General features: G+C 72.1%; 23 protein-coding genes. 10 read left to right on the forward strand and 13 right to left on the reverse strand.

Annotated features, from left to right (window positions below; all coding sequences use genetic code 11):
* Positions 1-111 precede the first annotated feature (111 nt).
* Both IF30_RS0122215 and IF30_RS0122220 read left to right on the forward strand, forming a co-directional pair.
* Positions 112-1,284, forward strand: coding sequence for a Glu/Leu/Phe/Val dehydrogenase dimerization domain-containing protein (locus IF30_RS0122215; protein WP_078891586.1), 1,173 nt, complete (start codon positions 112-114; stop codon positions 1,282-1,284).
* A 383-nt stretch (positions 1,285-1,667) separates the two neighbouring features.
* Positions 1,668-1,928: a DUF3073 domain-containing protein gene (locus IF30_RS0122220; RefSeq protein ID WP_030241141.1), complete on the forward strand. Its 261-nt coding sequence runs from the start codon at positions 1,668-1,670 to the stop codon at positions 1,926-1,928.
* A 150-nt stretch (positions 1,929-2,078) separates the two neighbouring features.
* Here IF30_RS0122220 and purM read toward each other — a convergent pair whose 3' ends face one another.
* The 3 genes from purM to IF30_RS0122235 form a co-directional block, all read right to left on the reverse strand.
* Positions 2,079-3,164: a phosphoribosylformylglycinamidine cyclo-ligase gene (gene purM / locus IF30_RS0122225; protein WP_030241143.1), complete on the reverse strand. Its 1,086-nt coding sequence runs from the start codon at positions 3,162-3,164 to the stop codon at positions 2,079-2,081.
* Between the two features lie 81 nt (positions 3,165-3,245).
* Positions 3,246-4,829: an amidophosphoribosyltransferase gene (purF, locus tag IF30_RS0122230; RefSeq protein ID WP_030241147.1), complete on the reverse strand. Its 1,584-nt coding sequence runs from the start codon at positions 4,827-4,829 to the stop codon at positions 3,246-3,248.
* Between the two features lie 328 nt (positions 4,830-5,157).
* Complete coding sequence (locus tag IF30_RS0122235) at positions 5,158-6,003, reverse strand: diacylglycerol kinase family protein (RefSeq protein ID WP_030241150.1); 846 nt, start codon at positions 6,001-6,003, stop codon at positions 5,158-5,160.
* A 126-nt stretch (positions 6,004-6,129) separates the two neighbouring features.
* Here IF30_RS0122235 and IF30_RS0122240 point away from each other — a divergent pair, with 126 nt between their 5' ends.
* From IF30_RS0122240 to metG, 5 genes are all read left to right on the forward strand, one after another.
* On the forward strand, positions 6,130-7,413 hold the full coding sequence (locus IF30_RS0122240; protein WP_030241153.1) for an adenylosuccinate synthase: 1,284 nt from the start codon (positions 6,130-6,132) through the stop codon (positions 7,411-7,413).
* A 142-nt stretch (positions 7,414-7,555) separates the two neighbouring features.
* On the forward strand, positions 7,556-8,158 hold the full coding sequence (locus IF30_RS0122245; RefSeq protein ID WP_030241155.1) for a GNAT family N-acetyltransferase: 603 nt from the start codon (positions 7,556-7,558) through the stop codon (positions 8,156-8,158).
* A 571-nt stretch (positions 8,159-8,729) separates the two neighbouring features.
* On the forward strand, positions 8,730-9,578 hold the full coding sequence (locus tag IF30_RS0122250; protein WP_030241158.1) for a helix-turn-helix domain-containing protein: 849 nt from the start codon (positions 8,730-8,732) through the stop codon (positions 9,576-9,578).
* Positions 9,575-9,775: a DUF397 domain-containing protein gene (locus tag IF30_RS0122255; RefSeq protein WP_030241161.1), complete on the forward strand. Its 201-nt coding sequence runs from the start codon at positions 9,575-9,577 to the stop codon at positions 9,773-9,775. The genes IF30_RS0122250 and IF30_RS0122255 overlap by 4 nt, the downstream gene beginning before the upstream one ends.
* 203 nt (positions 9,776-9,978) lie before the next feature.
* Complete coding sequence (gene metG, locus IF30_RS0122260; protein ID WP_030241164.1) at positions 9,979-11,712, forward strand: methionine--tRNA ligase; 1,734 nt, start codon at positions 9,979-9,981, stop codon at positions 11,710-11,712.
* 53 nt (positions 11,713-11,765) lie between these two features.
* Here the strand turns inward: metG and IF30_RS0122265 are convergent, their stop codons facing one another.
* The 3 genes from IF30_RS0122265 to IF30_RS48735 form a co-directional block, all read right to left on the reverse strand.
* Complete coding sequence (locus IF30_RS0122265) at positions 11,766-12,731, reverse strand: class I SAM-dependent methyltransferase (RefSeq protein WP_051710813.1); 966 nt, start codon at positions 12,729-12,731, stop codon at positions 11,766-11,768.
* A gap of 38 nt (positions 12,732-12,769) precedes the next feature.
* Positions 12,770-13,906, reverse strand: coding sequence for an NAD(P)/FAD-dependent oxidoreductase (locus IF30_RS0122270; protein ID WP_078891587.1), 1,137 nt, complete (start codon positions 13,904-13,906; stop codon positions 12,770-12,772).
* Between the two features lie 63 nt (positions 13,907-13,969).
* Positions 13,970-14,920, reverse strand: coding sequence for a hypothetical protein (locus IF30_RS48735; RefSeq protein ID WP_030241169.1), 951 nt, complete (start codon positions 14,918-14,920; stop codon positions 13,970-13,972).
* 319 nt (positions 14,921-15,239) lie between these two features.
* Here IF30_RS48735 and IF30_RS0122280 point away from each other — a divergent pair, with 319 nt between their 5' ends.
* Complete coding sequence (locus tag IF30_RS0122280) at positions 15,240-16,295, forward strand: aldo/keto reductase (protein ID WP_030241171.1); 1,056 nt, start codon at positions 15,240-15,242, stop codon at positions 16,293-16,295.
* Between the two features lie 61 nt (positions 16,296-16,356).
* Here the strand turns inward: IF30_RS0122280 and IF30_RS0122285 are convergent, their stop codons facing one another.
* A complete protein-coding gene (locus IF30_RS0122285) occupies positions 16,357-16,926 on the reverse strand; it encodes a GNAT family N-acetyltransferase (RefSeq protein WP_324605648.1) in 570 nt (189 codons plus the stop codon).
* A gap of 23 nt (positions 16,927-16,949) precedes the next feature.
* Positions 16,950-17,795, reverse strand: coding sequence for an NAD(P)-binding domain-containing protein (locus tag IF30_RS0122290; protein ID WP_030241174.1), 846 nt, complete (start codon positions 17,793-17,795; stop codon positions 16,950-16,952).
* 220 nt (positions 17,796-18,015) lie between these two features.
* Here IF30_RS0122290 and IF30_RS0122295 point away from each other — a divergent pair, with 220 nt between their 5' ends.
* Positions 18,016-18,363, forward strand: coding sequence for a winged helix-turn-helix transcriptional regulator (locus IF30_RS0122295; RefSeq protein ID WP_030241177.1), 348 nt, complete (start codon positions 18,016-18,018; stop codon positions 18,361-18,363).
* Positions 18,364-18,476: 113 nt separating this feature from the next.
* Here IF30_RS0122295 and IF30_RS0122300 read toward each other — a convergent pair whose 3' ends face one another.
* The gene (locus IF30_RS0122300; RefSeq protein ID WP_030241180.1) at positions 18,477-18,899 is read right to left on the reverse strand and encodes a DUF350 domain-containing protein; all 423 of its coding nucleotides are present in this window, start codon (positions 18,897-18,899) and stop codon (positions 18,477-18,479) included.
* A 248-nt stretch (positions 18,900-19,147) separates the two neighbouring features.
* Entirely contained in the window at positions 19,148-19,636 is a 489-nt protein-coding gene (locus IF30_RS0122305; RefSeq protein ID WP_030241183.1) for an LURP-one-related/scramblase family protein, read from the reverse strand.
* Positions 19,637-19,764: 128 nt separating this feature from the next.
* Between IF30_RS0122305 and IF30_RS0122310 the strand changes: the two genes are divergently transcribed.
* Entirely contained in the window at positions 19,765-20,280 is a 516-nt protein-coding gene (locus IF30_RS0122310; RefSeq protein ID WP_030241184.1) for a GNAT family N-acetyltransferase, read from the forward strand.
* Between the two features lie 964 nt (positions 20,281-21,244).
* On the opposite strand, the gene IF30_RS0122315 is transcribed toward IF30_RS0122310, so the two are convergent.
* From IF30_RS0122315 to IF30_RS0122325, 3 genes are all read right to left on the reverse strand, one after another.
* Complete coding sequence (locus tag IF30_RS0122315; protein ID WP_030241186.1) at positions 21,245-22,444, reverse strand: hypothetical protein; 1,200 nt, start codon at positions 22,442-22,444, stop codon at positions 21,245-21,247.
* The gene (locus IF30_RS50275; RefSeq protein ID WP_267884560.1) at positions 22,441-22,575 is read right to left on the reverse strand and encodes a hypothetical protein; all 135 of its coding nucleotides are present in this window, start codon (positions 22,573-22,575) and stop codon (positions 22,441-22,443) included. Before IF30_RS50275 ends, IF30_RS0122315 begins: the two co-directional genes overlap by 4 nt.
* Before the next feature lie 326 nt (positions 22,576-22,901).
* Positions 22,902-23,096, reverse strand: a complete 195-nt coding sequence (locus IF30_RS0122325; RefSeq protein ID WP_030241189.1) for a hypothetical protein — start codon at positions 23,094-23,096, stop codon at positions 22,902-22,904.
* Between the last annotated feature and the right edge of the window lie 143 nt (positions 23,097-23,239).

Here is a 23,239-nt window from a genome sequence, read left to right on the forward strand (position 1 = left end):
ACAACCGGCACAAGCTCGGACAAGAGGGCGGATCGGCGGCGTCCGCCGGACTACGCTTCGCCGTAGGCGCCCGCACCACAGCAGCGGGCCTTCGATACTGGAGTCACCACAGTGACCGACGTACAGACCCCCGCCACGCACCCCGCACCCGGCGTGCTCAGCAGGATCTTCCGCACCGAGCAGGACGGCGCCCCCGGCGACGGCCACGAGCAGGTCGTCCTCTGCCACGACCGCAGCTCCGGTCTGAAGGCGATCATCGCCATCCACTCCACCGCCCTGGGCCCGGCCCTCGGCGGCACCCGCTTCTTCCCGTACGCCTCCGAGGAGGCGGCGCTGGAGGACGCGCTGAACCTGTCCCGCGGGATGTCCTACAAGAACGCGCTGGCCGGGCTGGACCTCGGCGGCGGCAAGGCCGTCATCATCGGCGACCCGACCCCCAAGTCCGAGGGCGGGGACAAGAACGAGGCGATGCTCCGCGCCTACGGCCGCTTCGTGGAGTCCCTGCGCGGCCGCTACATCACCGCCTGCGACGTGGGCACCTACGTCCAGGACATGGACGTCATCGCGCGCGAGACCTCGTTCGTGACCGGCCGCTCGCCCGAGCACGGCGGCGCCGGGGACTCGTCCATCCTGACCGCCTTCGGCGTCTTCCAGGGCATGCGCGCCTCCGCCCAGGCCCGCTGGGGCCAGCCGACCCTGCGGGGCAAGCGGGTCGGCGTCGCGGGCGTCGGCAAGGTGGGCCACTACCTCGTCGGCCACCTGGTCGCGGACGGCGCCACCGTCGTCATCACCGACGTCTCCGAGGCCGCCGTCAACCGCGTGCGCGCGGCCCACCCGGACGTGGAGGTGGTCGCCGACACCGCCGCCCTGCTCCGGGCCCAGCTGGACGTCTACGCCCCCTGCGCCCTCGGCGGTGCGCTGACCGACGACACCGTGGCGGCGCTGGGCGAGCTCGGCACCTCGATCGTCTGCGGCGCGGCCAACAACCAGCTGGCGCACCAGGGCGTCGAGAAGGACCTCGCCGACCGCGGCATCCTCTACGCGCCGGACTACCTGGTGAACTCGGGCGGCGTCATCCAGGTCGCCGACGAGATCGACGGCTTCAACTTCGAGCGGGCCAAGAACAAGGCCACCAAGATCTTCGACACCACCCTGGAGATCTTCACCCGGGCCGCGACCGACGGCGTCCCGCCGGCGGTCGCCGCGGACCGCCTGGCCGAGCGGCGGATGCGCGAGATCAGCGCGCTGCGCACGGTCCTGCTCCCGGGCGCCCGCCGCGCCTGATCCGGCCGGCGCCGGAACCCGGATGCGCGGGGGGCCGCCCACCGCGGCCCCCCGCGCATCACGATGTGGAACCGGATTCTCACTTCTGCACCCGATCGGGTGATCCAGCGCCCCCTCAAGGGGGATAATCGGTCCTGGAACGACGGACCTGAGACACCTCTGGACAGCGTGCAAATCGCCGCAAAACCTCCCCTGACCTGGGAAGACCTGGTCTCGGGTGCGGTCGGTGCGCGCCACGTCACACCGACGACGTACCGTCCAGCGGCGGAAACAGGTACCGTTAATGCTCCAAGGCACGGTCCTCCCATTCGGGCAGGCCGGTCCTGATCATGAACACGTGTCAGACTCGGGGCCGTGAGCCCCATCGTTGAGGGGGTCGACCCATGGGGCGCGGCCGGGCCAAGGCCAAGCAGACGAAGGTCGCCCGCGAGCTGAAGTACAACAGCGGCGGGTTCGACGCTAACCGTCTGTCCAACGAGCTGGGCGTATCGCCGTCCACCGCTTCGATCGACCCTGAGCCGATCGAGGAGGAGGAGGAGGACGACGATCCGTACGCGGAGTACGCCGCCCGCTACGCCGACCTCGATGACGAGGACGACAACGAGCCGGGCACCGGGGCCTCGCAGGCCTCCCGCCGCTCGTAACCAGCAGCTTCGCCGGACCGGTCCGGGCGCCCAGGGCGCCGGGCCGGTCTTCGGTGTTCCCGCGACAGGATCGCCGCCCGCGACGGCCGCGGAACGACGGGAGGGCCCCTCCGGCGCGCCGGAGGGGCCCTCCCGTCGTCGGGGGCCGGATCAGACCGCCCGGAAGCCCTCGTAGGCGTTGTACAGGGCCGCGCCGCCCTCGTGCTCGTCGGTGCGCTCGACGATGTCGCCGAGCAGCCAGGCCTCGACGTCGCGGTCCTCCAGGATCGACAGCACGGCGTCCACCGAGTGCGGCGGCACGACGGCGACCATGCCGACGCCCATGTTGAGCGTCTTCTCGATCTCCAGGGTGGCCACGTTGCCGACCTCGGCGACGGTCCGGAAGACCGGCAGCGGGGTCCAGGTGCCGCGGTCCAGGCGGGCGTGCAGGCCGGCCGGGACGACCCGGGCCAGGTTGGCCGCCAGGCCGCCGCCGGTGACGTGCGAGAAGGCGTGGACCTCGGTGGCGCGGGTGAGCGCCAGGCAGTCCAGCGAGTAGATCCGGGTCGGCTCCAGCAGCTCCTCGCCGAGGGTGCGGCCGAACTCCTCGACCTTGCGGTCCAGCTTCCAGCCGGCCTCGTTCAGCAGCACGTGGCGCACCAGCGAGTAGCCGTTGGAGTGCAGGCCGGAGGCGGCCATCGCGATCACCACGTCGCCGGCCCGGACCCGCTCCGCGCCGAGCAGCGCGTCGGCCTCCACCACACCGGTGCCGGCGCCCGCCACGTCGTACTCGTCCGGGCCCAGCAGGCCCGGGTGCTCGGCGGTCTCGCCGCCGACCAGGGCGCAGCCGGCCAGCGCGCAGCCCTCGGCGATGCCCTTGACGATCGCGGCGACCCGCTCCGGGACGACCTTGCCGACGCAGATGTAGTCGGTCATGAACAGCGGCTCGGCACCGCACACCACCAGGTCGTCGACGACCATGCCGACCAGGTCGTGGCCGATGGTGTCGTGCTTGTCCATGGCGGCGGCGATGGCCACCTTGGTCCCCACGCCGTCGGTGGCCGAGGCCAGCAGCGGCCGCTCGTAGTTCTTGAAGGCGGACGCGTCGAAGAGGCCGGCGAAGCCGCCGAGACCGCCGACCACCTCGGGGCGGTTGGCCTTCTTCACCCACTGCTTCATGAGCTCGACGGCGCGGTCGCCCGCCTCGATGTCGACGCCGGCGGCGGCGTAGGTGGCGCCGTTCTGGTTCGTGGTCACTGCGGTGCGGCCCTTTCGGGTCGGGGTGGGGGTCGGAACAGCGCGGTGGGGCCCCGGGTTCCGGGGCCCCACCGCGAGGTACTACGGGCGGCGCAGCGCGTCGGCCGCGCCCGCCCCGCCGAGCAGCGACTGGACGCCGTCCAGGTCGCTGCCGCTGGTCGGCTTGCCGCGGACGGCCGGCTGCTGCTGGCCGCCCTTGATCTCGGCCTCCAGCAGGAGCTTGCCGAGCAGCGCCGGATCGGGCAGCTCCATCGGGTACTCACCGTCGAAGCAGGCCCGGCAGAGCTTGTCCTTGGGCTGCGTGGTGGCCTCGATCATGCCGTCGATCGAGATGTAGGAGAGCGAGTCGGCACCCAGGGTGCGGCCGATCTCCTCGATGGTCATGCCGTTGGCGATCAGCTCCGCGCGGGTGGCGAAGTCGATGCCGAAGAAGCACGGCCACTTCACCGGCGGGGAGGAGATCCGGATGTGCACCTCGGCGGCGCCGGCCTCGCGCAGCATCTTCACCAGCGCGCGCTGGGTGTTGCCGCGCACGATCGAGTCGTCCACGACCACCAGGCGCTTGCCCTGGATGACCTCGCGCAGCGGGTTCAGCTTGAGCCGGATGCCGAGCTGGCGGATGGTCTGGCTGGGCTGGATGAAGGTGCGGCCCACGTAGGCGTTCTTCACCAGGCCGGAGCCGTACGGGATGCCGCTGGCCTCGGCGTAGCCGATCGCGGCGGGGGTGCCGGACTCGGGCGTCGCTATCACCAGGTCGGCCTCGACGGGGGCCTCCTTCGCCAGGCGGCGGCCCATCTCCACCCGGGAGAGGTGCACGTTGCGGCCGGCGATGCTGGTGTCGGGGCGGGCCAGGTAGACGTACTCGAAGACGCAGCCCTTGGGCTTGGCCTCGGCGAAGCGGGAGCTGCGCATGCCGTTCTCGTCGATGGCGATCAGCTCGCCGGGTTCGACCTCGCGGATGAACGAGGCACCGCAGATGTCCAGTGCCGCCGTCTCGGAGGCGACCACCCAGCCGCGCTCCAGCCGGCCGAGCACCAGCGGGCGGATGCCCTGCGGGTCGCGGGCGGCGTAGAGGGTGTGCTCGTCCATGAAGACGAGCGAGAAGGCGCCCTTGACCTTGGGCAGCACGACCTTGGCCGTCTCCTCGATGGAGAGGTCCGGGTGGCCGGCGAGCAGCGCCGTCACCAGGTCGGTGTCGTTGGTCGCGGCGGACCGGCCGGAGCGCGAGACGTGCTCCTCGCCGGGCAGTTCGGCGACCATGGCCGCCAGTTCGGCGGTGTTCACCAGGTTTCCGTTGTGCCCGAGGGCCAGCGATCCGTGCACGGTCGCCCGGAAGGTCGGCTGGGCGTTCTCCCAGACCGAGGAACCGGTGGTCGAGTAGCGGGCGTGTCCGACGGCGATATGCCCGTGCAACGACCCCAGGGAGGCCTCGTCGAAGACCTGGGAGACGAGTCCCATGTCCTTGAAGACGAGAATCTGGGAGCCATTGCTCACTGCGATGCCCGCGGATTCCTGACCGCGGTGCTGCAGGGCGTAAAGGCCGAAGAACGTGAGCTTGGCGACCTCCTCGCCGGGAGCCCAGACACCGAAGACGCCGCAAGCGTCCTGGGGGCCTTTCTCGCCGGGAAGAAGATCGTGGTTGAGTCTTCCGTCACCACGTGGCACGCCTTCGAGTCTAGGGCAGTCGGTGCGGGCTTCCGGAACCAGGGATGCCGGGTTTGTCGGGCGGCCGATCAGTAACGCGCGTAGACAAAACCCCTTACGGAGTGGGGATTTCAGGCCGCCGGAATTGCGGCGGGCAGCGGTTGGCCTTGCGGTTCGCGCCCGTTGGGAAGTGCGGGGGAGTTCCGGGTGCGCAGCGGCGGGCGCCGGGGCGGCGGCGAACGTGAGCCTGCTCACCCGGCGTTCACCTCCCGGTCGGGTGGCGGCGGCTTCGCGGGGTCGTGCGGCCGCGCGGCCGCACGGAGACGGGCACGGCACGGGGCCGGCGGTCCTACGCCGCGGGCAGCAGCAGGCCCCAGGCGTCCGGTCGCACCGTCCACGTCCTGGCGCGGACCGGGCCGTTCCGGTGGCCGTCCGCCTCGTAGCCGAAGCCCCGGCCGACCACCGAGACGCTCGCCGCCCTGGCCCGCACCGGGGCGCCCGAGGCGCGCACCACGATCTCCAGTTCGCCCGTCCCGTCCGACGCTCCGGACGGCAGCGTGACGTGCACCAGCCGGACCGGCCAGTGGATGTCCGCGAGCAGTCGGCCGTCCGCCTCCACCCGCACCCGGGAGCTGTGCTCGACCACGTCGGGAGTGAGTGCGGTCGCCTGCTCGGCCGCAGCCAGTTTCGCCCATAGCGAACGCCAGCCACTCGAACGGCCTCCTGGGCGGTGCGTGCCGCCACCGGTGATCCGCACCCCGCCCAGCGCCACCCCGCCGCCGTCGTCCACCAAGAGGTCCAGCCGGCGCGGCGCGCCCGACAGCACCGCCCGCGCGGCCCGCACCGGCTCCCCCGGCACACCGAGCGCGCGGGCCGCCGCCAGCTCCTCCGCGCGACCGACCGGAACCATCCCCACCGGTTCCGCCCCCAGCTCACGCTGGCGGTGCAGCGCCTGCAGCACCCGCTGCAGCGCCAGATCGGAACCGATCACCACCGGTCGCCGCCGGCCCCGGTGCGAAAGCACCCGGTCGAGCTCGGAAGGACTCTCCGGATAGGCCACCTTCACGTCCGCGCCCCCGCAGAGGACGTCCTTCGCGATCCGCACCGACTCCCCGTCGGACTGCCGGGCCGCCGGGTCGAGGAGCAGCAGGAGCGGCCCGGGGCCGCCGGTTCCAGGCGTGGACAGGGACGACACGACCGGTCCTTCCTCAGGTAATCTCTCGGTGCAAGAGCCCCTTGCGCCATTGCGCCAGGGGCTTCGTCTATCTCGGGGCAGACTGCGGCCTACGCAGGATGCCCCAACCGGAAGGGGTGTACGCCTGTGCCGGCACTCGTGCTCGTTGGCGCTCAGTGGGGGGACGAGGGCAAGGGGAAGGCCACCGACCTCCTCGGTGGTTCCGTCGACTACGTCGTCCGCTACCAGGGCGGCAACAACGCCGGTCACACGGTGGTCATCGGCGACCAGAAGTACGCCCTGCACCTGCTCCCTTCCGGAATCCTCAGCCCGAACGTCACGCCGGTGATCGGCAACGGCGTGGTGATCGACCCGGCCGTGCTGCTCTCCGAGCTGGCCGGCCTGAACGACCGCGGCATCGACACCTCCAAGCTGCTGATCTCGGGCAACGCCCACCTGATCACGCCGTACCACCGCACCCTGGACAAGGTCACCGAGCGCTTCCTCGGCAAGCGCCGGATCGGCACCACCGGCCGCGGCATCGGCCCGACCTACGCGGACAAGATCAACCGCGTCGGCATCCGGGTCCAGGACCTGTTCGACGAGTCGATCCTGCGCCAGAAGATCGAGGCGGCGCTGCACGACAAGAACCAGGTCCTGGTCAAGCTGTACAACCGCCGCACCATCCCGGCCGACCTGGTGGTCGAGGAGTACCTCGGCTACGCGGAGAAGATCAGGCCGTTCCTCGCCGACACCACCCTCGTCCTGGACGAGGCCCTGAAGGCGAACAAGGTCGTCCTGCTGGAGGGCGGCCAGGGCACCCTGCTGGACGTCGACCACGGCACGTACCCCTTCGTGACCTCGTCGAACCCGACCGCGGGCGGCGCCTGCACCGGCGCCGGCATCGGCCCCACCAAGATCGACCGGGTCATCGGCATCCTCAAGGCCTACACCACCCGCGTCGGCTCCGGCCCGTTCCCGACCGAACTGCTCGACGCGGACGGCGAGGCGCTGCGCCGGATCGGCGGCGAGCGCGGCGTCACCACCGGCCGCGACCGCCGCTGCGGCTGGTTCGACGCCGTCATCGCGCGCTACGCGACCCGGGTCAACGGCCTGACCGACTTCTTCCTCACCAAGCTCGACGTCCTGACCGGCTGGGAGCAGATCCCGGTCTGCGTCGCGTACGAGATCGATGGCAAGCGGGTCGAGGAACTCCCCTACAACCAGTCCGACTTCCACCACGCCAAGCCGGTCTACGAGACCCTGCCGGGTTGGAGCGAGGACATCAGCAAGGCGAAGACCTTCGCCGAGCTGCCGAAGAACGCCCAGGCGTACGTGAAGGCGCTGGAGGAGATGTCGGGCGCGCCGATCTCGGCCATCGGCGTCGGTCCGGGCCGGGACGAGACGATCCAGATCAACTCGTTCATCTGAGCCCGGGGCTCCGCCCGATCGCTCCGGAGGGCCCTGCGGGACGCGACGTCCCGCAGGGCCCTTCGCCGTACCTCCGACCGGGCTTTTGCACTAGTTCATAAATACATTGCATCTAGTGCAGAGTCGCGCTACGTTCGGGTCCATGACCGCGAAGCTCCCCGCACCCGTCACCCTCACCGGCCGCCACATCCGCCTCGAGCCACTGGAGCGCCGCCACTGCGGCGACCTCTGGGCCACCGTCGGATCCGACCCCGAGGTCTGGCGCTGGATCCCCGTCCACGTGCCCGCCGCCGAGGCGGACATGGGCGCGCTGCTCGACGCCCGCCTCGCGGAGGCGGCCGCCGGGGAGTCGGTGTACTTCGCCGCCGTCGACCTCGCGAGCGGCCGGGCCGTCGGCGTCACCGGCTACCACGACTTCAGCGCCGAGAACGAGTACCTGGAGATCGGCGGCACCTGGTACGCCCGCTCGGTCTGGCGCACGGCCGTCAACACCGAGGCCAAGCTGCTCCTGCTCACCCACGCCTTCGAAGACCTGGGCATGGGGCGCGTCTTCTGGAAGACCGACGCCCGCAACGAGCGCTCCCGCAACGCCATCCTGCGCCTCGGCGCCCGGTTCGAGGGCGTCCATCGCCGCCACCGGCTGCGCCCCGACGGCACCTGGCGCGACTCCGCCTACTTCTCGATGCTCACCGACGAATGGCCGGCCGCCAAGTCCCGCCTGGTGGAACGCCTTTCGCGCGGCTGAGGGTTCGCGCACCAGGCCGCCCCACGCGGACCCCGGGACGTGCCCGGCCGGGCACGGGTGCGGGGGTGACGGCCGGAACCGGGGGTGCGGCCGGCGGCGGAGGGAGGCGCTATCTCCGCTCGCCGCCGGTGGAATGGCCGGCCGCGATCCCGCGCTTCGCCGGGCGGGGTTCGCGGGGTTGGAGGTTGACCATCCATACCAGCCAGCCGACGAAAAGGACGGCCAGGAGGAGTACGGACAATGCGGCGACCAGAAGCGCATTCACCGGGATACGGAAATGCGGTGCGGAAGGCGGCGAGGCGAGGGAAGGGGCATGGCTGTCTCCGGTCGGTGATGTCGGGCGCCGTGACCATGCATCTGGTGTGTAATTACGGCAGATTGACGACTGTTTAGGCAGCAACAAGTCAGCGAGTGACACGACGACCATAGGGTCAGGGTGCCAGAGTTGCTACCGAGGGGAAGAACGTTCACTCCATCGTGGGGTATCCCCCATTTCGGTAGCTAGGGCCCGGTATGCACGGCACACTTCACCGGAAGCATCGACCGCAGCCGCGATCCGGAGAGAAGAGTCATGCCACCCCGCTTGTCGCCGACCGTGCGCCAGCAGCGCCTCGGAATCGAGTTGCGCAGGATGCGCGAACGCGTGGGCGTGACGCCCAAGAGCCTGGCCGCCACCATCGGCACCGACCTGCCCAAGATCTCCCAGATGGAGAACGGGAAGTCGGGCATCAGCGCCGACCGGCTGCGGACCTGGGCCCGCACCTGCGGCTGCGAGGACGGCCCCTACCTGGACGCGCTGCTGACGATGACCCAGGACCGGCGCAAGTACTGGTGGGACAGCTACCGCGGCCGGCTGCCGAACGCCATCATCGACATCGCTGAGATGGAGCACCACGCGGCATCGCTGTCCATCCTGAACAGCACGTTCATCCCCGGCCTGCTCCAGACCGCGGAGTACGCCACCGCCGTGTTCGAGCGCCTGCCCCCGCAGTACCGGCAGGAGGCGGACGTCCGGAAGGCATTCCGGATTCACCGCCAGCGGATCTTCACCGAACACCCGAAGCCGTACAGCGCATTCCTGCACGAATCCGCTCTGCGCATGCAGTTCGGCGGCCCGGAAGTGCTGCGCGAGCAGTTGCAGAGCCTGCTGGAGAATTCCGAACGGCCCTTGGTGGAGATCCGGGTGATCCCGTTCAGCGTGCCCACCTACACCGGATCCGGAGAGAGCCTGTACCTCGCCCGCGGGCCCGTACCGGAGCTCGACACCGTCCAGATCGACCTCTCCCACGGTCCGAAGTTCGTCCACACCCAGGCCGAATTGGCCTCCTACCGACGGATCAAGGAGGAGACCGCGGCGATCGCGCTCGGGTCGGACGACTCCCGGGACTTCATCCAGTCCTTACTGAAAGACTTCTCATGAGTACGTGGCGCAAGGCGTCCGCCAGCGGCGAGAGCACGGACTGCGTCGAGGTCAGAGCGGCGGGCGGCCTGGTGGAGATCCGCGAGTCGGACCGGCCCGAGGTGGTCGTGCGGACCACGCCGCGCAAATGGGCCGCCTTCGTCCGCGGGGTGAAGGCCGGGGAGTTCGACCGGTACGGCGACCCGGCCCGGCCCTGACCCGGCCCTGACCCGGCCCTGACCCGGCACTGACCCGTACCGCCCTGCGCCGACGCCGAGCGCCCGGCCCGCACCGCCCTGCGCCGACGCCGACCGCCCGCGCAGGCCACGACGGTAGGCTTGGCAGCCCACAGTGGACCCCCTGCGCCTGACGCGGCACTCCCCACGGGGTGCGCGTGCGGGAGAAATCGGAGCATCCGAGAATGGCTCGGCACCTGATCACCAGCGCCCTTCCGTACATCAACGGGATCAAGCACCTGGGCAACATGGTCGGGTCCATGCTCCCGGCGGACGTCTACTCCCGCTACCTGCGGCGGCGCGGCCACGACGTGCTGTTCATCTGCGCCACCGACGAGCACGGCACCCCCGCCGAGCTGGCCGCCCAGGAGGCCGGGCTGCCGGTCGCCGAGTTCTGCGCCCGGGCGCACGAGGCGCAGAAGGCGGTGTACGACGGCTTCGGGCTCTCCTTCGACCACTTCGGCCGCAGCTCCTCGCCGCAGAACCGGGAGATCACCCAGGAGATCGCCCGCGAACTGCAGCGCAACGGCTTCATCGAGGAGCGGGCGATCCGCCAGGTGTACTCCAACGCCGACGGGCGCTTCCTGCCGGACCGCTACATCGTCGGCACCTGCCCGCACTGCGGCTACGACAAGGCGCGCGGCGACCAGTGCGAGAACTGCACCCGGGTGCTGGACCCGACCGACCTGCTGGAGCCCCGCTCGGCGATCAGCGGCAGCTCCGACCTGGAGGTCCGGGAGACCAGGCACCTGTTCCTGCTCCAGTCGAAGCTGACCGGTGAGGTCGAGGAGTGGGTCGCCGCCAACGGCGACAACTGGCCGGTGCTGGCCTCCTCGATCGCCCGCAAGTGGCTCACCGAGGGCCTGCAGGACCGCTCGATCACCCGCGACCTGGAGTGGGGCGTCCCGGTGCCGGCCGACGTCTGGCCCGAACTGGCCGCCGAGGGCAAGGTGTTCTACGTCTGGTTCGACGCCCCGATCGAGTACATCGGCGCCACCAAGGAGTGGGCCGACGCGGCCCCGGCCGGGCAGGACCGGGACTGGAAGTCCTGGTGGTACGAGGCCGACGAGAGCGTCCGCTACACCCAGTTCATGGGCAAGGACAACGTCCCGTTCCACACCGTGATGTTCCCGGCCACCATCCTCGGCTCGCACCGCCCGTGGAAGAAGGTCGACTACGTCAAGGCCTTCAACTGGCTGACCTACTACGGCGGGAAGTTCTCCACCAGCCAGAAGCGCGGCATCTTCAGCGACGTGGCGCTGGAACTGCTGCCGGCCGACTACTGGCGCTACTTCATGATGGCCCACGCCCCCGAGTCGGACGACTCCAGCTTCACCTGGGACCTCTTCGCCTCGGTGGTCAACAAGGACCTCGCCGACACCCTCGGCAACTTCGTCAACCGGGTGCTGTCCTTCAGCCGCAAGCGCTTCGGCGACGACGTCCCCGGCGGCCACGCGCCGGGCGAGGCCGAGCAGCGCCTCGGCGAACAGGTCGCCGGGCTGCTCGCCGAGTACGAGGCCCAGCTGGACGGCCTCAACTTCCGCAAGGCCGCGCAGGCCCTGCGCGCGCTGTGGAGCGCCGGCAACGCCTACCTGGACGAGAAGGCGCCCTGGCAGCAGGTGAAGACCGACCAGGACGCGGCGGCGCTCACCCTCCGCACGGCGATGAACCTGATCCACCTGTACGCGGTGGTGTCCGAGCCGTTCATCCCGACCGCGGCGGCGGCGATGCGCGCGGCCTTCGCCCTGCCCGCGGACGCGCCTGCGGCCGGCCGCACCTGGGTGGACCCGCAGGAGGCCAGGACGCTGGACCTGGTGCCGGCCGGGACGCCGTTCACGGTGCCGCCGGTGCTCTTCGCCAAGATCACCGACGAGGACCTGGCGGCCTGGTCCGCGCGCTTCGGCGGCGCGGAGGGCTGACCGCCGGCGGGGGCGCCGCGGCTGTGCGGCGCCCCCGCCGCGTGCGGCACGGCTCAGGGCTTGCGGGCGGTGTGGACCGTCATCGCGGACAGGTAGAAGGCGTCCGGGCGGTGGAGGATGCCGGTGGGGGCGTCCTCGGCCAGGAGGGCTTCGAGGGTGGTGCGGTCCTCGGGCCGCAGGGTCTCGGCGAGCTGGTCGTGCAGTCGGCTGAGCTGGGTGTGCAGGTACCGGCGGGTCGGGCCGTCGAGCGGGGCGGGGCGGTCGACCAGGAAGGTCCGGGTGCCGCTCGGGGTCAGCCCGGCGCGCTTCAGCATGGCCGGCCAGTCCTCGATCTCCTCGGTGCTGCCGGGCAGTTCGGCCCGCATGGTGCTGAAGCCGTCCTCGTGGGCCGCGTCCAGCCGGGCCTGGAAACCGGGCCGGCCGAGGCCGAAGTCGCGGGGCAGGTAGCGCGGCGGCAGGCCGCGTTCGGCGACGGCCAGCAGACCGCCCGGCCGTAGGGCCCCGGCGAGGGAGACGAGCGCGGCCTGCTGGTCGCCGAGATGGTGGATCGCATTGCCGGACCAGATCAGGTCGGCCTCGCCGAGTTTGCCGAACTCGGCCGGGAGGTCCGCCTGTTGGGTGCGGAGCCGGCCGCCGGAGCGGGTCCGGGCGCGGTCCAGCAGGGCGGCCGACTGGTCGACGGCGACCACCTCGGCGGCCGGGAAGGCGTCCGCGAGCAGTCCGGCGATCACCCCCGGTCCGCTGCCCACGTCGAGGATCCGCCGGACCGCACCGTCCCCGTGCAGGCCGGACAGCCAGTGGGCGGCCTCGGTGACGGCGTCGGCGCGCAGGTCGGCCTCGTGCTCCAGGTGCGCGGCGAGCGCGTCCCAGTCGAAGTCGGCGGCGGGGACGTGGCTGTGGGCGTGGCCGGGGGCGTGGCCGGGGGTGTGCGCGGGCCCGGGCTGGGGCTGGGGCTGGTGTTGGTGGGGCTGGGGCTGGGGCTGGGGCTGCTGGTGCTGCTGGTGCTGGTGCGCGGTCATGTCGGATCTCCGTTCGTGGTTGACGAAAGCTTCCCGGCTCACGCGGGCACGGCGGCGCCGGACGCGCGGCCGCGTCGCGCCCGCAGGGTGTCGAGCGCCCGTCCGACCTCCTCCTGCGCGAGGTCGTGGTCGAGCGCGATGGCGGCCGCCGCGCCCGCTCCGGCGGCGGTGACGACCTGGGCGCGGGGGTCGGCGACGTTGCCCACCGCCCAGACGCCGGAGAGGCTGGTCCGGCCGGTGCGGTCGGTGGCGACCCAGCCGTTGTCGTCCCGGGCGCACCCGAGGCCGAAGAGCAGCGTGTCCCGGGGCACCGGCTGCGGGGCGACGAACACCGCCTCGCGCGGCACGACCCGCCCATCGGCGAGTTCGACGCCGCACAGCCGTCCGTCGTCGGACACCAACCGCACGATCCGGCCCTCGACGACCCGCACGCCCCGGGCCGCCAGCCGCTCCCGATCCCCCTCGGCCAGGGCGAGCGTGTGGGCGATCAGCACCACGTCCGCTGACCACTGCCGCAGCAGCAGCGCCTGGTCGACGGCCATCGGGTGGGTGCCGAGCACGCCGAGCGGCCGGTCCCGGACCTCCCAGCCGTGGCAGTACGGGCAGTGCAGCACATCGCGGCCCCAGCCCTCGACGAGCCCCGGCAGCTCCGGCAGCCCGTCGCGCAGCCCGGTGGCGACGATCACCCGGCGGGCGTGCAGCACCGGGCCGCCGGCCAGGCAGACGGTGAAGCCCGGCGCTGCGGGCGCTGCTGCGGGCGGTGCGGGCTCCGCGGGCGCTGCGGCCTCGGCTGCCTCGATGTGCTCGACCCGGGCGTCGATCAGGTCGACGCCGTACCGGGCGACCTCCTCCCGGCCGATCGCCAGCAGCGCCGACGGCGGTACGCCGTCCCGGCTCAGGTAGCCGTGCAGCTGGGCGGCGGGCGCGTTGCGCGGTTCGCCGGCGTCCACCACCGCGACCCGGCGCCGGGCCCGGCCCAGCACCAGCGCCGCGCTCAGCCCCGCCGCCCCCGCACCGACCACCACCGCGTCGTAGCGCTCGACGGGCCCCGTCCCCGGCCCCGTCCCCGCCGGCGCCGTCGTCCTCGCCGTGGTCCCGGTCCTGGCCGTCGTCCCGGTCTTGGCCGTCGTCCTCGCCGTCGTCCTCGTCCTCGCCGTATCGGTTGCCTCGCTCATGGCGCTCACCTCCACCGCCAGGCTGCGGCTGCCGTCGCCACCTCGGCAAGCGTTGTTGCCGACTCAGCAAACAGACCCGGCATCCCCCGTCCGCCGCCAGTACGAGCGGGCCGCCAGCGCCAGCGCCACCCCGTACCCGGCGAACGCCGCGATCCCGACCCAGGCCACCTCCAGCGCCTGCCCGGGCGTGGCGAAGTCACCCTGCCGGATGCCGAACACCCCCGCGCCGCACAGCACCAGGTAACCGGTCCCGACCACCCCGTACGGCGCCAGCGTCGCCGCGCCCAGCAGCGCCGGGGCAAGCGGCAGCCAGCGCGGGACGCGGCGGCCGCGCAGCAGCAGGGTCCAGCGCGGGAAGACCTGCCCCCACGGCCGCACCAGCGCCCACAGCAGGAACACCCCGATCGCCGCCAGCAGCACCGTGCCGTCGAGCCCCCAGGACTCCAGGGTGAGCCAGAGCCCGGAGGCGCCGTTGCGCCGGTATCCGTCGTACATCTCCGCGCCGCTGATCCCCGCGAAACTGCCGCCGAACGCCCAGACCAGCTTCATCACCACGTACGGCACGAACGCCAACGTCCCGGCGAAGGCGGCGAGTTGGACGGTCGCGGGAGCAGCCGAGGGGGCCGGGGCCGGGCGCCGCGCACCACCGGCGGGCCGCCGAGCACGGGCGGTGCCGGCCAGCAGCAGCGCCCCGGCCGCCGCCAGCGCGCGGTTCACCGCGTCCGGCACGCTGTCGACACCCTCCCCGAAGACCAGCGTCAGCACGTCCATCAGCAGGCTGAAGGCCGCCGTCGCGGCCAGCCCGCACAGCAGCCACAGCGCGCGCCCGAGCCACGCCGACGGCTGCCGCCGTACCGCCGCCCACCCGGCCCCGGCCGCCGCCGACCCCACGGCCACCACCACCCACCCCAGCCGGTCGGCACCGAACAGCGCCGTCCCGCTCAGCTCGCACCCCAGCCCGAAACCGGCGTAACCGACACCCCAGGCGACGACCACCCATCCGTTCCTCGTCATGCCGCCAGGCTCGCCCGCGCACCCGGCCGCCGCCTCCGCCGGCAGGGGTAACCGCCTCCCCCGCCGGAGGGATCCTGCACCCCGAGGACCCGGCGGCTCCGTCGAAAGCGAATGCGGCGAAGGTGGTTACCGGCCGAGGCCGATACCGGCCCAGGCGGCCAAAACGCCCATGGCGCCCATGACGCCCAAGGCGAATACGGCAATACGGCAATACGGCGCATGCGGCAATACGGCAGCTGCCCTTGCCTTGGAGTGCACTCCAACTCCTAACCTCTGACCCATCGCCAGCAACCACCCACCCACCAGGGGGAGCTCCACCATGCGCTACCGCGTTCTCGGCGGCACCGGCATCGAGGTGAGTGCCTACTGCCTCGGCACGATGATGTTCGGCGCCATCGGCAACCCCGACCACGACGACTGCGCCCGGATCATCGACGCCGCGCTCGACCGGGGCATCAACTTCATCGACACCGCCGACATCTACTCGGCCGGCGAGTCCGAGGAGATCGTCGGCAAGGCGCTGGCCGCCCGTGGCGACCGCGACGAGGTCGTGCTCGCCACGAAGGCGCACTTCCCGATGGGCGAGGGCCGCAACCGGGGCGGCAACTCGCGGCGCTGGATCGTCCGCGAGGTCGAGGAGAGCCTGCGCCGTCTGCGCACCGACTGGATCGACCTGTACCAGATCCACCGGCCGGACCACACCACGGACATCGAGGAGACCCTGTCCGTCCTCGGCGACCTCGTCCGGGCCGGCAAGATCCGCGCCTTCGGCTGCTCGACCTTCCCCGCCGGGCAGTTGGTGGACGCCCACCACGTCGCCGAGCGCCGGGGCCTGCCGCGCTTCCGCACCGAGCAGCCGCCGTACTCGCTGCTCGCCCGGGGCGTCGAGCGGGAGGTCCTGCCGGTGATCCAGCGGCTCGGCATGGGCGCGCTGACCTGGGGCCCGCTCGCCGGCGGCTTCCTCACCGGGCGCTACCGCAAGGGCCTCCCGATCGACCTCACCCAGGGCCGCGCCGCGATCAACCCGGGCCGCTTCGACCCGGCGCTGCCCACCACGGCCGCCAATCTGGAGGCCGTGGAGGCGTTCGCCGTCCTCGCCGAGGAACTCGGCCGCACCCTGCCCGAGCTGGCGGTGGCCTTCCCGGCGGCCCACCCGGCGGTCACGTCCGTGATCATCGGTCCGCGCACCATGGCGCAGCTCGAATCCGCCCTCAAGGGGGCCGACCTGGTGCTGGACGACGCCACCCTCGACCGCATCGACGCGATCGTCCCGCCCGGCACCGACCTCTACCAGGCCGACGGCGCGTGGCAGCCGCCGTCGATCACCACCCCCGGGCTCCGCCGCCGCCCCATCGCGGACCGCTCGGCCGGCTGACCGCCCCGCAGGCCGACGGGGCGGTCCGGCCGGCGCCGGACAGCCCCGTCGGCCCGGTGGGTCAGCCCCGCGGGGCGGCGAAGCAGTGGACGGTCACGGTGCGGCCGGAGGCCCACTGCTGGTCGCCGCTGCCGAGGTGGGTCCAGCCGAGGCGCCGGTAGAGGGCCACGGCGGCGGTGTCGGTGGCGAGGACGTCGAGGACGGGGTGCAGGCCGAGCGCCCGCGCGTGCGCCACCGCGCAGGCCAGCAGGCGGGCGCCGATGCGGTGGCCGCGCGCCCCAGGGGCGACGTAGAGCCGGCCGATCACCGCACTGAGCGCCGGAGAGCCGCCGGTGCGGTGGCTCCACAGGGCGGGCGCGAGGTCGCCCGGGGCGCTGCGGGCGAGGCCGACGTGGCCGACGGGCCGCCCCTCCGACTCGGCGACCCAGGCGGCGAGCAGGCCGTCCGGGGTGAGCCAGGCGGCGGGGCGGTCGGGCCAGTCGGCGGGATAGCCGTCGGCGGTGTGGACGTCGCCCAGCACCCGGACGCAGCCGGCGAGGTCGTCGCCGCGGCGCGGCCGGACCATCACCCCTACCAGGGCCTGCGGTGAGCCGGACGCGACGCCATCGGCGCGTTCTTCAAGGTCTGCCATGCCGGTACGTTACCGGCCAGCCCTCACCGTCGCAGCAGGTCGACGACCCCGGTGAGGCCCTCCTCACCGCTGCCGACCGCCAGTCGGCGCTCCATCAGCCGGAAGTAGGGTTCGAGCAGTTCCGCGCTCACTCCCTGCTCCTCGGCGGTGCGCAGCAGCGTGCCCTTGCCCGCCACCTGCATCGCCAGGTTGGACACCACACCCCTCGTGTAGTCGCCGCTCTCCAGCTGCTCGGCGGTGCCGGCGATGGTCCCGCTCATCGCGGTCACGTAGTCGCTGAGCAGTGGTGCGAGGCGGCCCGGCGCGACGGCCTCGCCGCGGAACAGCGCGAAGGCGTGCGCGGCCCCGGCGAACATCCCGTACATCGCGCTGAGCAGCGCCACGTCGTGCAGCGCCGCGTAGCCGGCGTCCTCGCCGACGTACCGGGTGCCGGCGGGCGTGGCGAGGGTCGCCCGGTGCTCCTCGAACAGTTCGGACGAGCCGCTGTAGAAGACGTACGGGCCGGCGGCAGGGACGCCGATCATCGGCGGGACGGCCATGATCCCGCCGTCCAGGTAGCGGGCGCCGCGCCGCGCGGCCCAGGCGGCCCGGGCCCGGGCCTGCTCGGGGGTGCTGGTGACCAGGTTGACCACGTCCTTGCCGGTCAGGTCGGCGTCGGCCAGCGCCCCGGCCACGGAGGCGTCGTCGAGCAGGCAGACGACGACCAGGCGGTTCGCCGCGACGGCCTCCGCGGCGGTGTCGGCGACGGCGGCGCCACGGAGGGCGAGCGCGTCGGCGCGGGCGGCGGTGCGGTTCCAGACGGTCAGCGGGTGCCCGCCGGCGAGCCAGGCCTGGGCCAGCGCGGTGCCCATGGCGCCGAGGCCGAGCAGGGTGAGCGGGGTGGGCGGGTTCTCGGTCGCGTTCTCGGTCGCGTTCTCGGTCGCGTTCTCGGTCGCGTTCTCGGCTGCGTTCTCGGCTGCGTTCTCAACAAGGTTGTTCGTCACGGGAATCAGCGTCCGCGCCGTCCCCGGAGACGATCAAGTACGCACTTCGAAGTGGGTGGTTACCCTGAAGTGAGCATCGAGGTCGGAGGGGTCGGAAGGGGTGGGCATGGCGACCATGCCGAGGCCGGGGGCGTACATCTGCGGGACGGACGCCGCGATGGACGTGATCGGCGGCAAGTGGAAGGTGTCGATCCTCTGGGCCCTGGGAGAGCGCCCGCACTGCCGCTTCGGCGAGCTGCGCCGACTGCTGCCGGGGATCACCGAGAAGGTGCTGGCCGCGCACCTGCGCGAGATGGAGGCGCACGGCATCGTGCGCCGGGAGGCGTACGACGAGGTGCCTCCCCGGGTCGAGTACACGCTGACCGAGCCGGGGCAGCGGCTCAACACGGCGCTGGGCCCGCTGGGGGACTGGGGGCGGGAGCACGTCCTGGGCCGGGCGCCGCACCCGGCGTAGCGCCGTCGCAGCCCGCGCGGCCCGGCGGCGCGAAGGGAGGCGTGAAAGGAGGCGCGAAAAGGGTCGCGAAGGGGCGCGCGAAAGCGGGCGGCGCGCCCGCCCGGGCCCGGGCGCTAGGCGATCGCGGCCGACACCACCGCCGCCACCGCGATGTTGCAACTGGCCGACACCCACACCGCCGGGTGCGGCTCCCTCTCGACCAGGATCGCGCCGAGCCTGCCCGGCGTCAGCAGGTCCACCAGCCAGAACGCGACGGCCATCAGCACCAGCCCCAGCAGGCCGTAACAGGCCGTCGAGACCAGGCCCTTGGCGAAGTCGGCGTAGGTGTACAGGATCGCGGTGAAGACGATGCCGCCGATGCCGAGCAGCGCGGAGCTGAGCAGGACCGCTGCGTTGCGGTTGCGTTCGACCCAGATCTGGTGGCCGAGCCTGCCGGGCGTCAGCAGGTCCACCAGGCCGACACCGAGGAGCAGCAGCAGCACCCCGAGGGCGCCGTAGGCCGCCGCCGCGCCGAGCCCGTGCAGGATGTCGTTCATGGTGGTCCCAGCCCCCGGTCCGCTCTCGCCCTGCTCCCCGACCGGCCGGCCAGGGCCCCTCGACCGGCCTGGTCAAGGGTTGGCAAAAGATACCCCACCCGGATGAGAGCCGGACCTGGGATCCGGGAACCGGCACGGGCCGGGAAACCTGGCGGCCCGCGGACCGCGCCGCCCGGGAACCCCGCGCCGGGGAACGCGGGCCAGCCGGCGACGCGGCCCGGCCCGGCCCGGCCCGGCGACGCGGCGGGTCAGTCCTCCTCGTGCACCAGGTGGTCCACGCAGGCCGCGACGGCCAGCAGCAACCCGGTGTCGGCACCGTCGGCGACCTCCACCCCGTACGTGTCCCGGACCCGGAACCACTTGCGGCTGATCCGGGCCAGCTCGTCGCCGTGGTCGTTCTCGACCCGGTAGTCCTTGTCGATCAGGTTGCCGTGGATCTTCAGCTCCCCACCGTCGGCCAGCTCCACCAGGAACTTGTCGCGGAACGGGGTGAACAGCTTCTCCCGGACGGTCGCCACCACCTCGCCGTCCGCGTCCTCGATCTTCATCGCGTCGCGGACGGTGAGCATCTTCTCCTTCACCACCGCGACCACCCGGCCGTGCGCGTCCTTCAGCTCGAAGGTGTGCCGAAGCCGCAGCACCTTGCCGTCCACCAGGTACGCCTTGTGGCCCCGGTCGTCCTCGATCCAGTAGTCGTCGCCGACCGCGAACAGCTTCTCCCTGACCAGATACCGCACCGCGGGACCTCCTCCGTGTTGACGTCGGCCCATTCGACCCCGATCCCCCGTCCGGCGAAAAGCACCGCCACGAAGCACCTGTGGGAAACCCGGTCGCACGGCGGGTGCCGATGGCCTTCAATACCGCCATGCGCCCCGACCCCACCGCCGTCCCGCTGCGCAGCGACCGCCTCGACCTGCTGCCCATCGCCCCCGAGCACGCCGAGGAACTGGCCGCCGCGCTCGCCGATCCGGCCCTCCACCACTTCACCGGCGGCCGCCCCGCCGGCGTCGAGGAACTGCGCGCCCGCTGCGCCCGGCTCGCCGCCGGCTCCCCCGACCCGGCCGAGGCCTGGGGCAACTGGGTCCTGCGGCTGCGCGCCGACGGCGCCCTCACCGGCTACGTGCAGGCCACCATCCGCCCCGGGGAGGCCGAACTCGCCTGGGTGGTCGGCACCCCCTGGCAGGGCCGCGGCCTGGCCACCGAGGCCGCCCGTGCCCTGGCCGCCCACCTCACCGCCGCCGGCGTCCCCACCGCCGTCGCCCACATCCACCCCGACCACCACGCCTCCGCCGCCGTCGCCCGCGCCCTCGGCCTGCACCCCACCCCCCGCACCCTGGACGGCGAAACCCGCTGGCAGGCGGACCTCGGCGCGCCGGCGTAGGAAAGCTCCGTGGCGAGTTCGACCGCCCCGGCGCACTCGAACGCTACGAACGCCTCGCCGCCCGAGTCGAGGACTGCCCAGGATGTTGTAGTGGTGTCTTGACGACTTTTCCAGTACGTCATAGAAAACTCTTAAGCAATCCGAAACCGACGCCAAACCACCCGTGCGTCATCCTCGGGACTGGGAAGTCCTTGCGCTCTAGGGCTCCATGAGAGATCAGGGTTCGGCCATGCCTTCTCTGGCTCATGAATCTTCCTGGAGTGGGGTGCCCCATGAACCATGCCGAGATTGCGCAGATAGCGATAGACGAGTGGTTGAGCGAGTGGCCGTCATGGATGCGGCCCGCGTGGATGCAGCCGGCCGGACGGGCGCTCCAGGACGAGAGCGATCTGTCGTGGGTTCCGGTCCGGTGCCGCTCGTGCCCGCGCTACTCGCACGTACCGAAGGACAGGCTGCCTGCCGGTACCAAGCGTGATCCGCGCTCGGATGCGTGGCTGGTCCGCTGCACAGGATGCCGTCGGCGTGCCTGATCGTGGCTGTGCCGGGTGGGCGGGGCGCTTCCGAAGTTCCCAGCTTTGTCGCCGCAGCGATCTCGGTCCCAGCTCAAAACTCACACCCTGGGTGTAATGCCGTTTTCAGGCTCCCAATCGATCAACTAACTATTTCTTGCAACGGAGTTCGCATCGAGAGGTGTGAAAAGAGGGCCCTTGAAAGCGCCGCTAAGCGCCGTTAGCGGGTGTTCAGGCACCCGCACCAGTCTGTAACCAAGTGCCCTCGGGACACCCCTCGCCCGGAGGGGCCCGGGGGCTCTCGCATTTCGGGCACGCGGAAGCCCCGGCCGCCCGTCATGAGATGAGACAGGGGCCGAGGCCGACCCGCTGCGCTCGGCGTGCCTTCCCCGGCAGCGGGAGATGTGGCCCGATCGCCCTGCGGGAGATGTATCAGCGACCGGGCTGGTTTGGAGTCACCGCAGGACGTTGCCGGGATCGTCCAGCCAGGCCGTCTGTCCGCCGGGTGTCACCGTGAGCCCATACCGGTCGTACCCGGGCCGTCCGGCGGCTGTCCACCGGTTGTGGGCGGCCTCCATCTCGTCCCAGAGCCGCCGGGGCCCGGACTGCCGGACTTCGAAACGGGACTCCCCGGGCACGGAGTCCACCGTGGCCCAGGACGTGGCAGCCGTGTCGAACAGCCACCACGTCCGGCCCTCGCCGTAGTCGTTCCGCCGGTAGTACACATCCGGCAGCGCGAGGGCACACGCGAACAGAGACAGCCAGTCGTCCCCGATGACCTCGGGGTCGACCTTCGTCCACGACTGCTCGGAGTCACCGGGCCACTCGTCCCCGATGACCTCGGGGTCGACCTTCGTCCACGACTGCTCGGAGTCACCGGGCCACTCTCCCGGCAGGTAGTCGTCCACCGGGGCGCCGTCGTACCGCTGCTGCCGGAGCAGCATGAACGCGGAACTCCTGGTGAACCTGCCGCTCGCCGTCCCGTCGTCGCCGACCCTGAGGCGGACGATTGCCCCGCCGCCCAGCAGCGGGGAGACCGGGCTGACGACCACCCCGCCCGGCCGGGTCTGTGCCAGCCAGGCGGGCGGGATGGTCCGCAGGGACACGGTGGAGATCAGCCGGTCGTACGGAGCGGCCACGGGCCACCCGAGCGAGCCGTCACCACACACGACTTCGGGCGCGAAGCCGGCGCCGTGCAGTGCGGTACGTGCCGCGCTGGTGACCCCGGGGTCCACCTCGACCGTGGAGACCATCTCGGCTCCCAGGCGATGCGTCAGCAGCGCGGCGTTGTAGCCGGTGCCCGTGCCGATTTCGAGCACGCGGTGACCGGGCTCGGTGTCCAAGTCGGCCAGCATCTCGACGACCATCGTGGGCATGGAAGCCGACGACGTGGGGACGGTGTGCTCGCCGTCTTCGGCCCCGTCGTCCCACTGCGTGACGATCGGCACGTCGGCGTAGGCAAGCCGCAGCCACCGTTCGGGGTCCTTGTCCCGGCGGCACTCGGTGTCGCCGCCCTCCTCGTCCGCCCAGATGGTTTCCGGGAGGAACACGTGGCGCGGCACCGCCGCCACGGACGGAACCCAGTCCGCCGTCAGCGACCCCGATTCGGTCAGCACCGCCACCAGCGCGGCACGCAACTCCTCAGCCGTGCTCACTTCTTGTGCTTCGGGTCCGGGTTCGGCTTCTGGCCGTCCTTCGACGGGCTCGGGCCGATGGCGGGCCCGCCGGGCTTGGAGTGCTTCCCGCCCGCGCCGTCGTTCGGGCCGCCCTTGTTCTTGTCACCCATGGTGCGCGTCCTTTCTCGAACTGGCATGGCACCGGGAACGCTCGTCCCCGGGGCGTGCACCCGCCCAGGCAGGGGCGGGAGTCAGACAGGCGCCTCAGCGCCTCAGGTGGTGGTTGGCGTCGCGTACCTTCGCCAGCAGCTCGGCCCGCCGTCGCCGATTCGCCGGCGCGAGCGGAGCCTCGCTGAACTCCTCCGGAGTCAGAACCGGTCGGGGCTCGGCGACCCGCCCAGGGGGCCTGGGGTGGGACTTCACCCATCCGAATGGGTCTACAGGCTCAGCATCCCCGCCGGGGCCCTCCATGGGGACCTGCGGGGCCACTTGGGCGTCATCCGTCACCGCGCACCGCCAGACATTCCCCGTCATCCACATGCTGGGCACGCCACTTGGCGACCTTGCGCAGGATCGTGGGCTTGCCCGGGTACTGCGCGTCCATACCGTCGAAGAGCTTGCACGCGGGGCACAGACCGGCGTCCGGGGCGGTCTCGGCCATGATCGGCAGGATGCTTTCGACCAGCGCCATACGACTAACTCCCTCCATGGGGCATCCTGCGTTCGAGGGACGCCTGCGCACCCCGGCTCTTCGCCTTCATTGGCCTCCCTCCACCGACTTGTCACCAAGATCCGACAACGTCCGGGACGGTGAAACCTCGCGCAAAGGACACT

It is taken from the genome of Streptomyces sp. NRRL S-350 (assembly GCF_000719705.1).
GTDB lineage: Bacteria > Actinomycetota > Actinomycetes > Streptomycetales > Streptomycetaceae > Kitasatospora.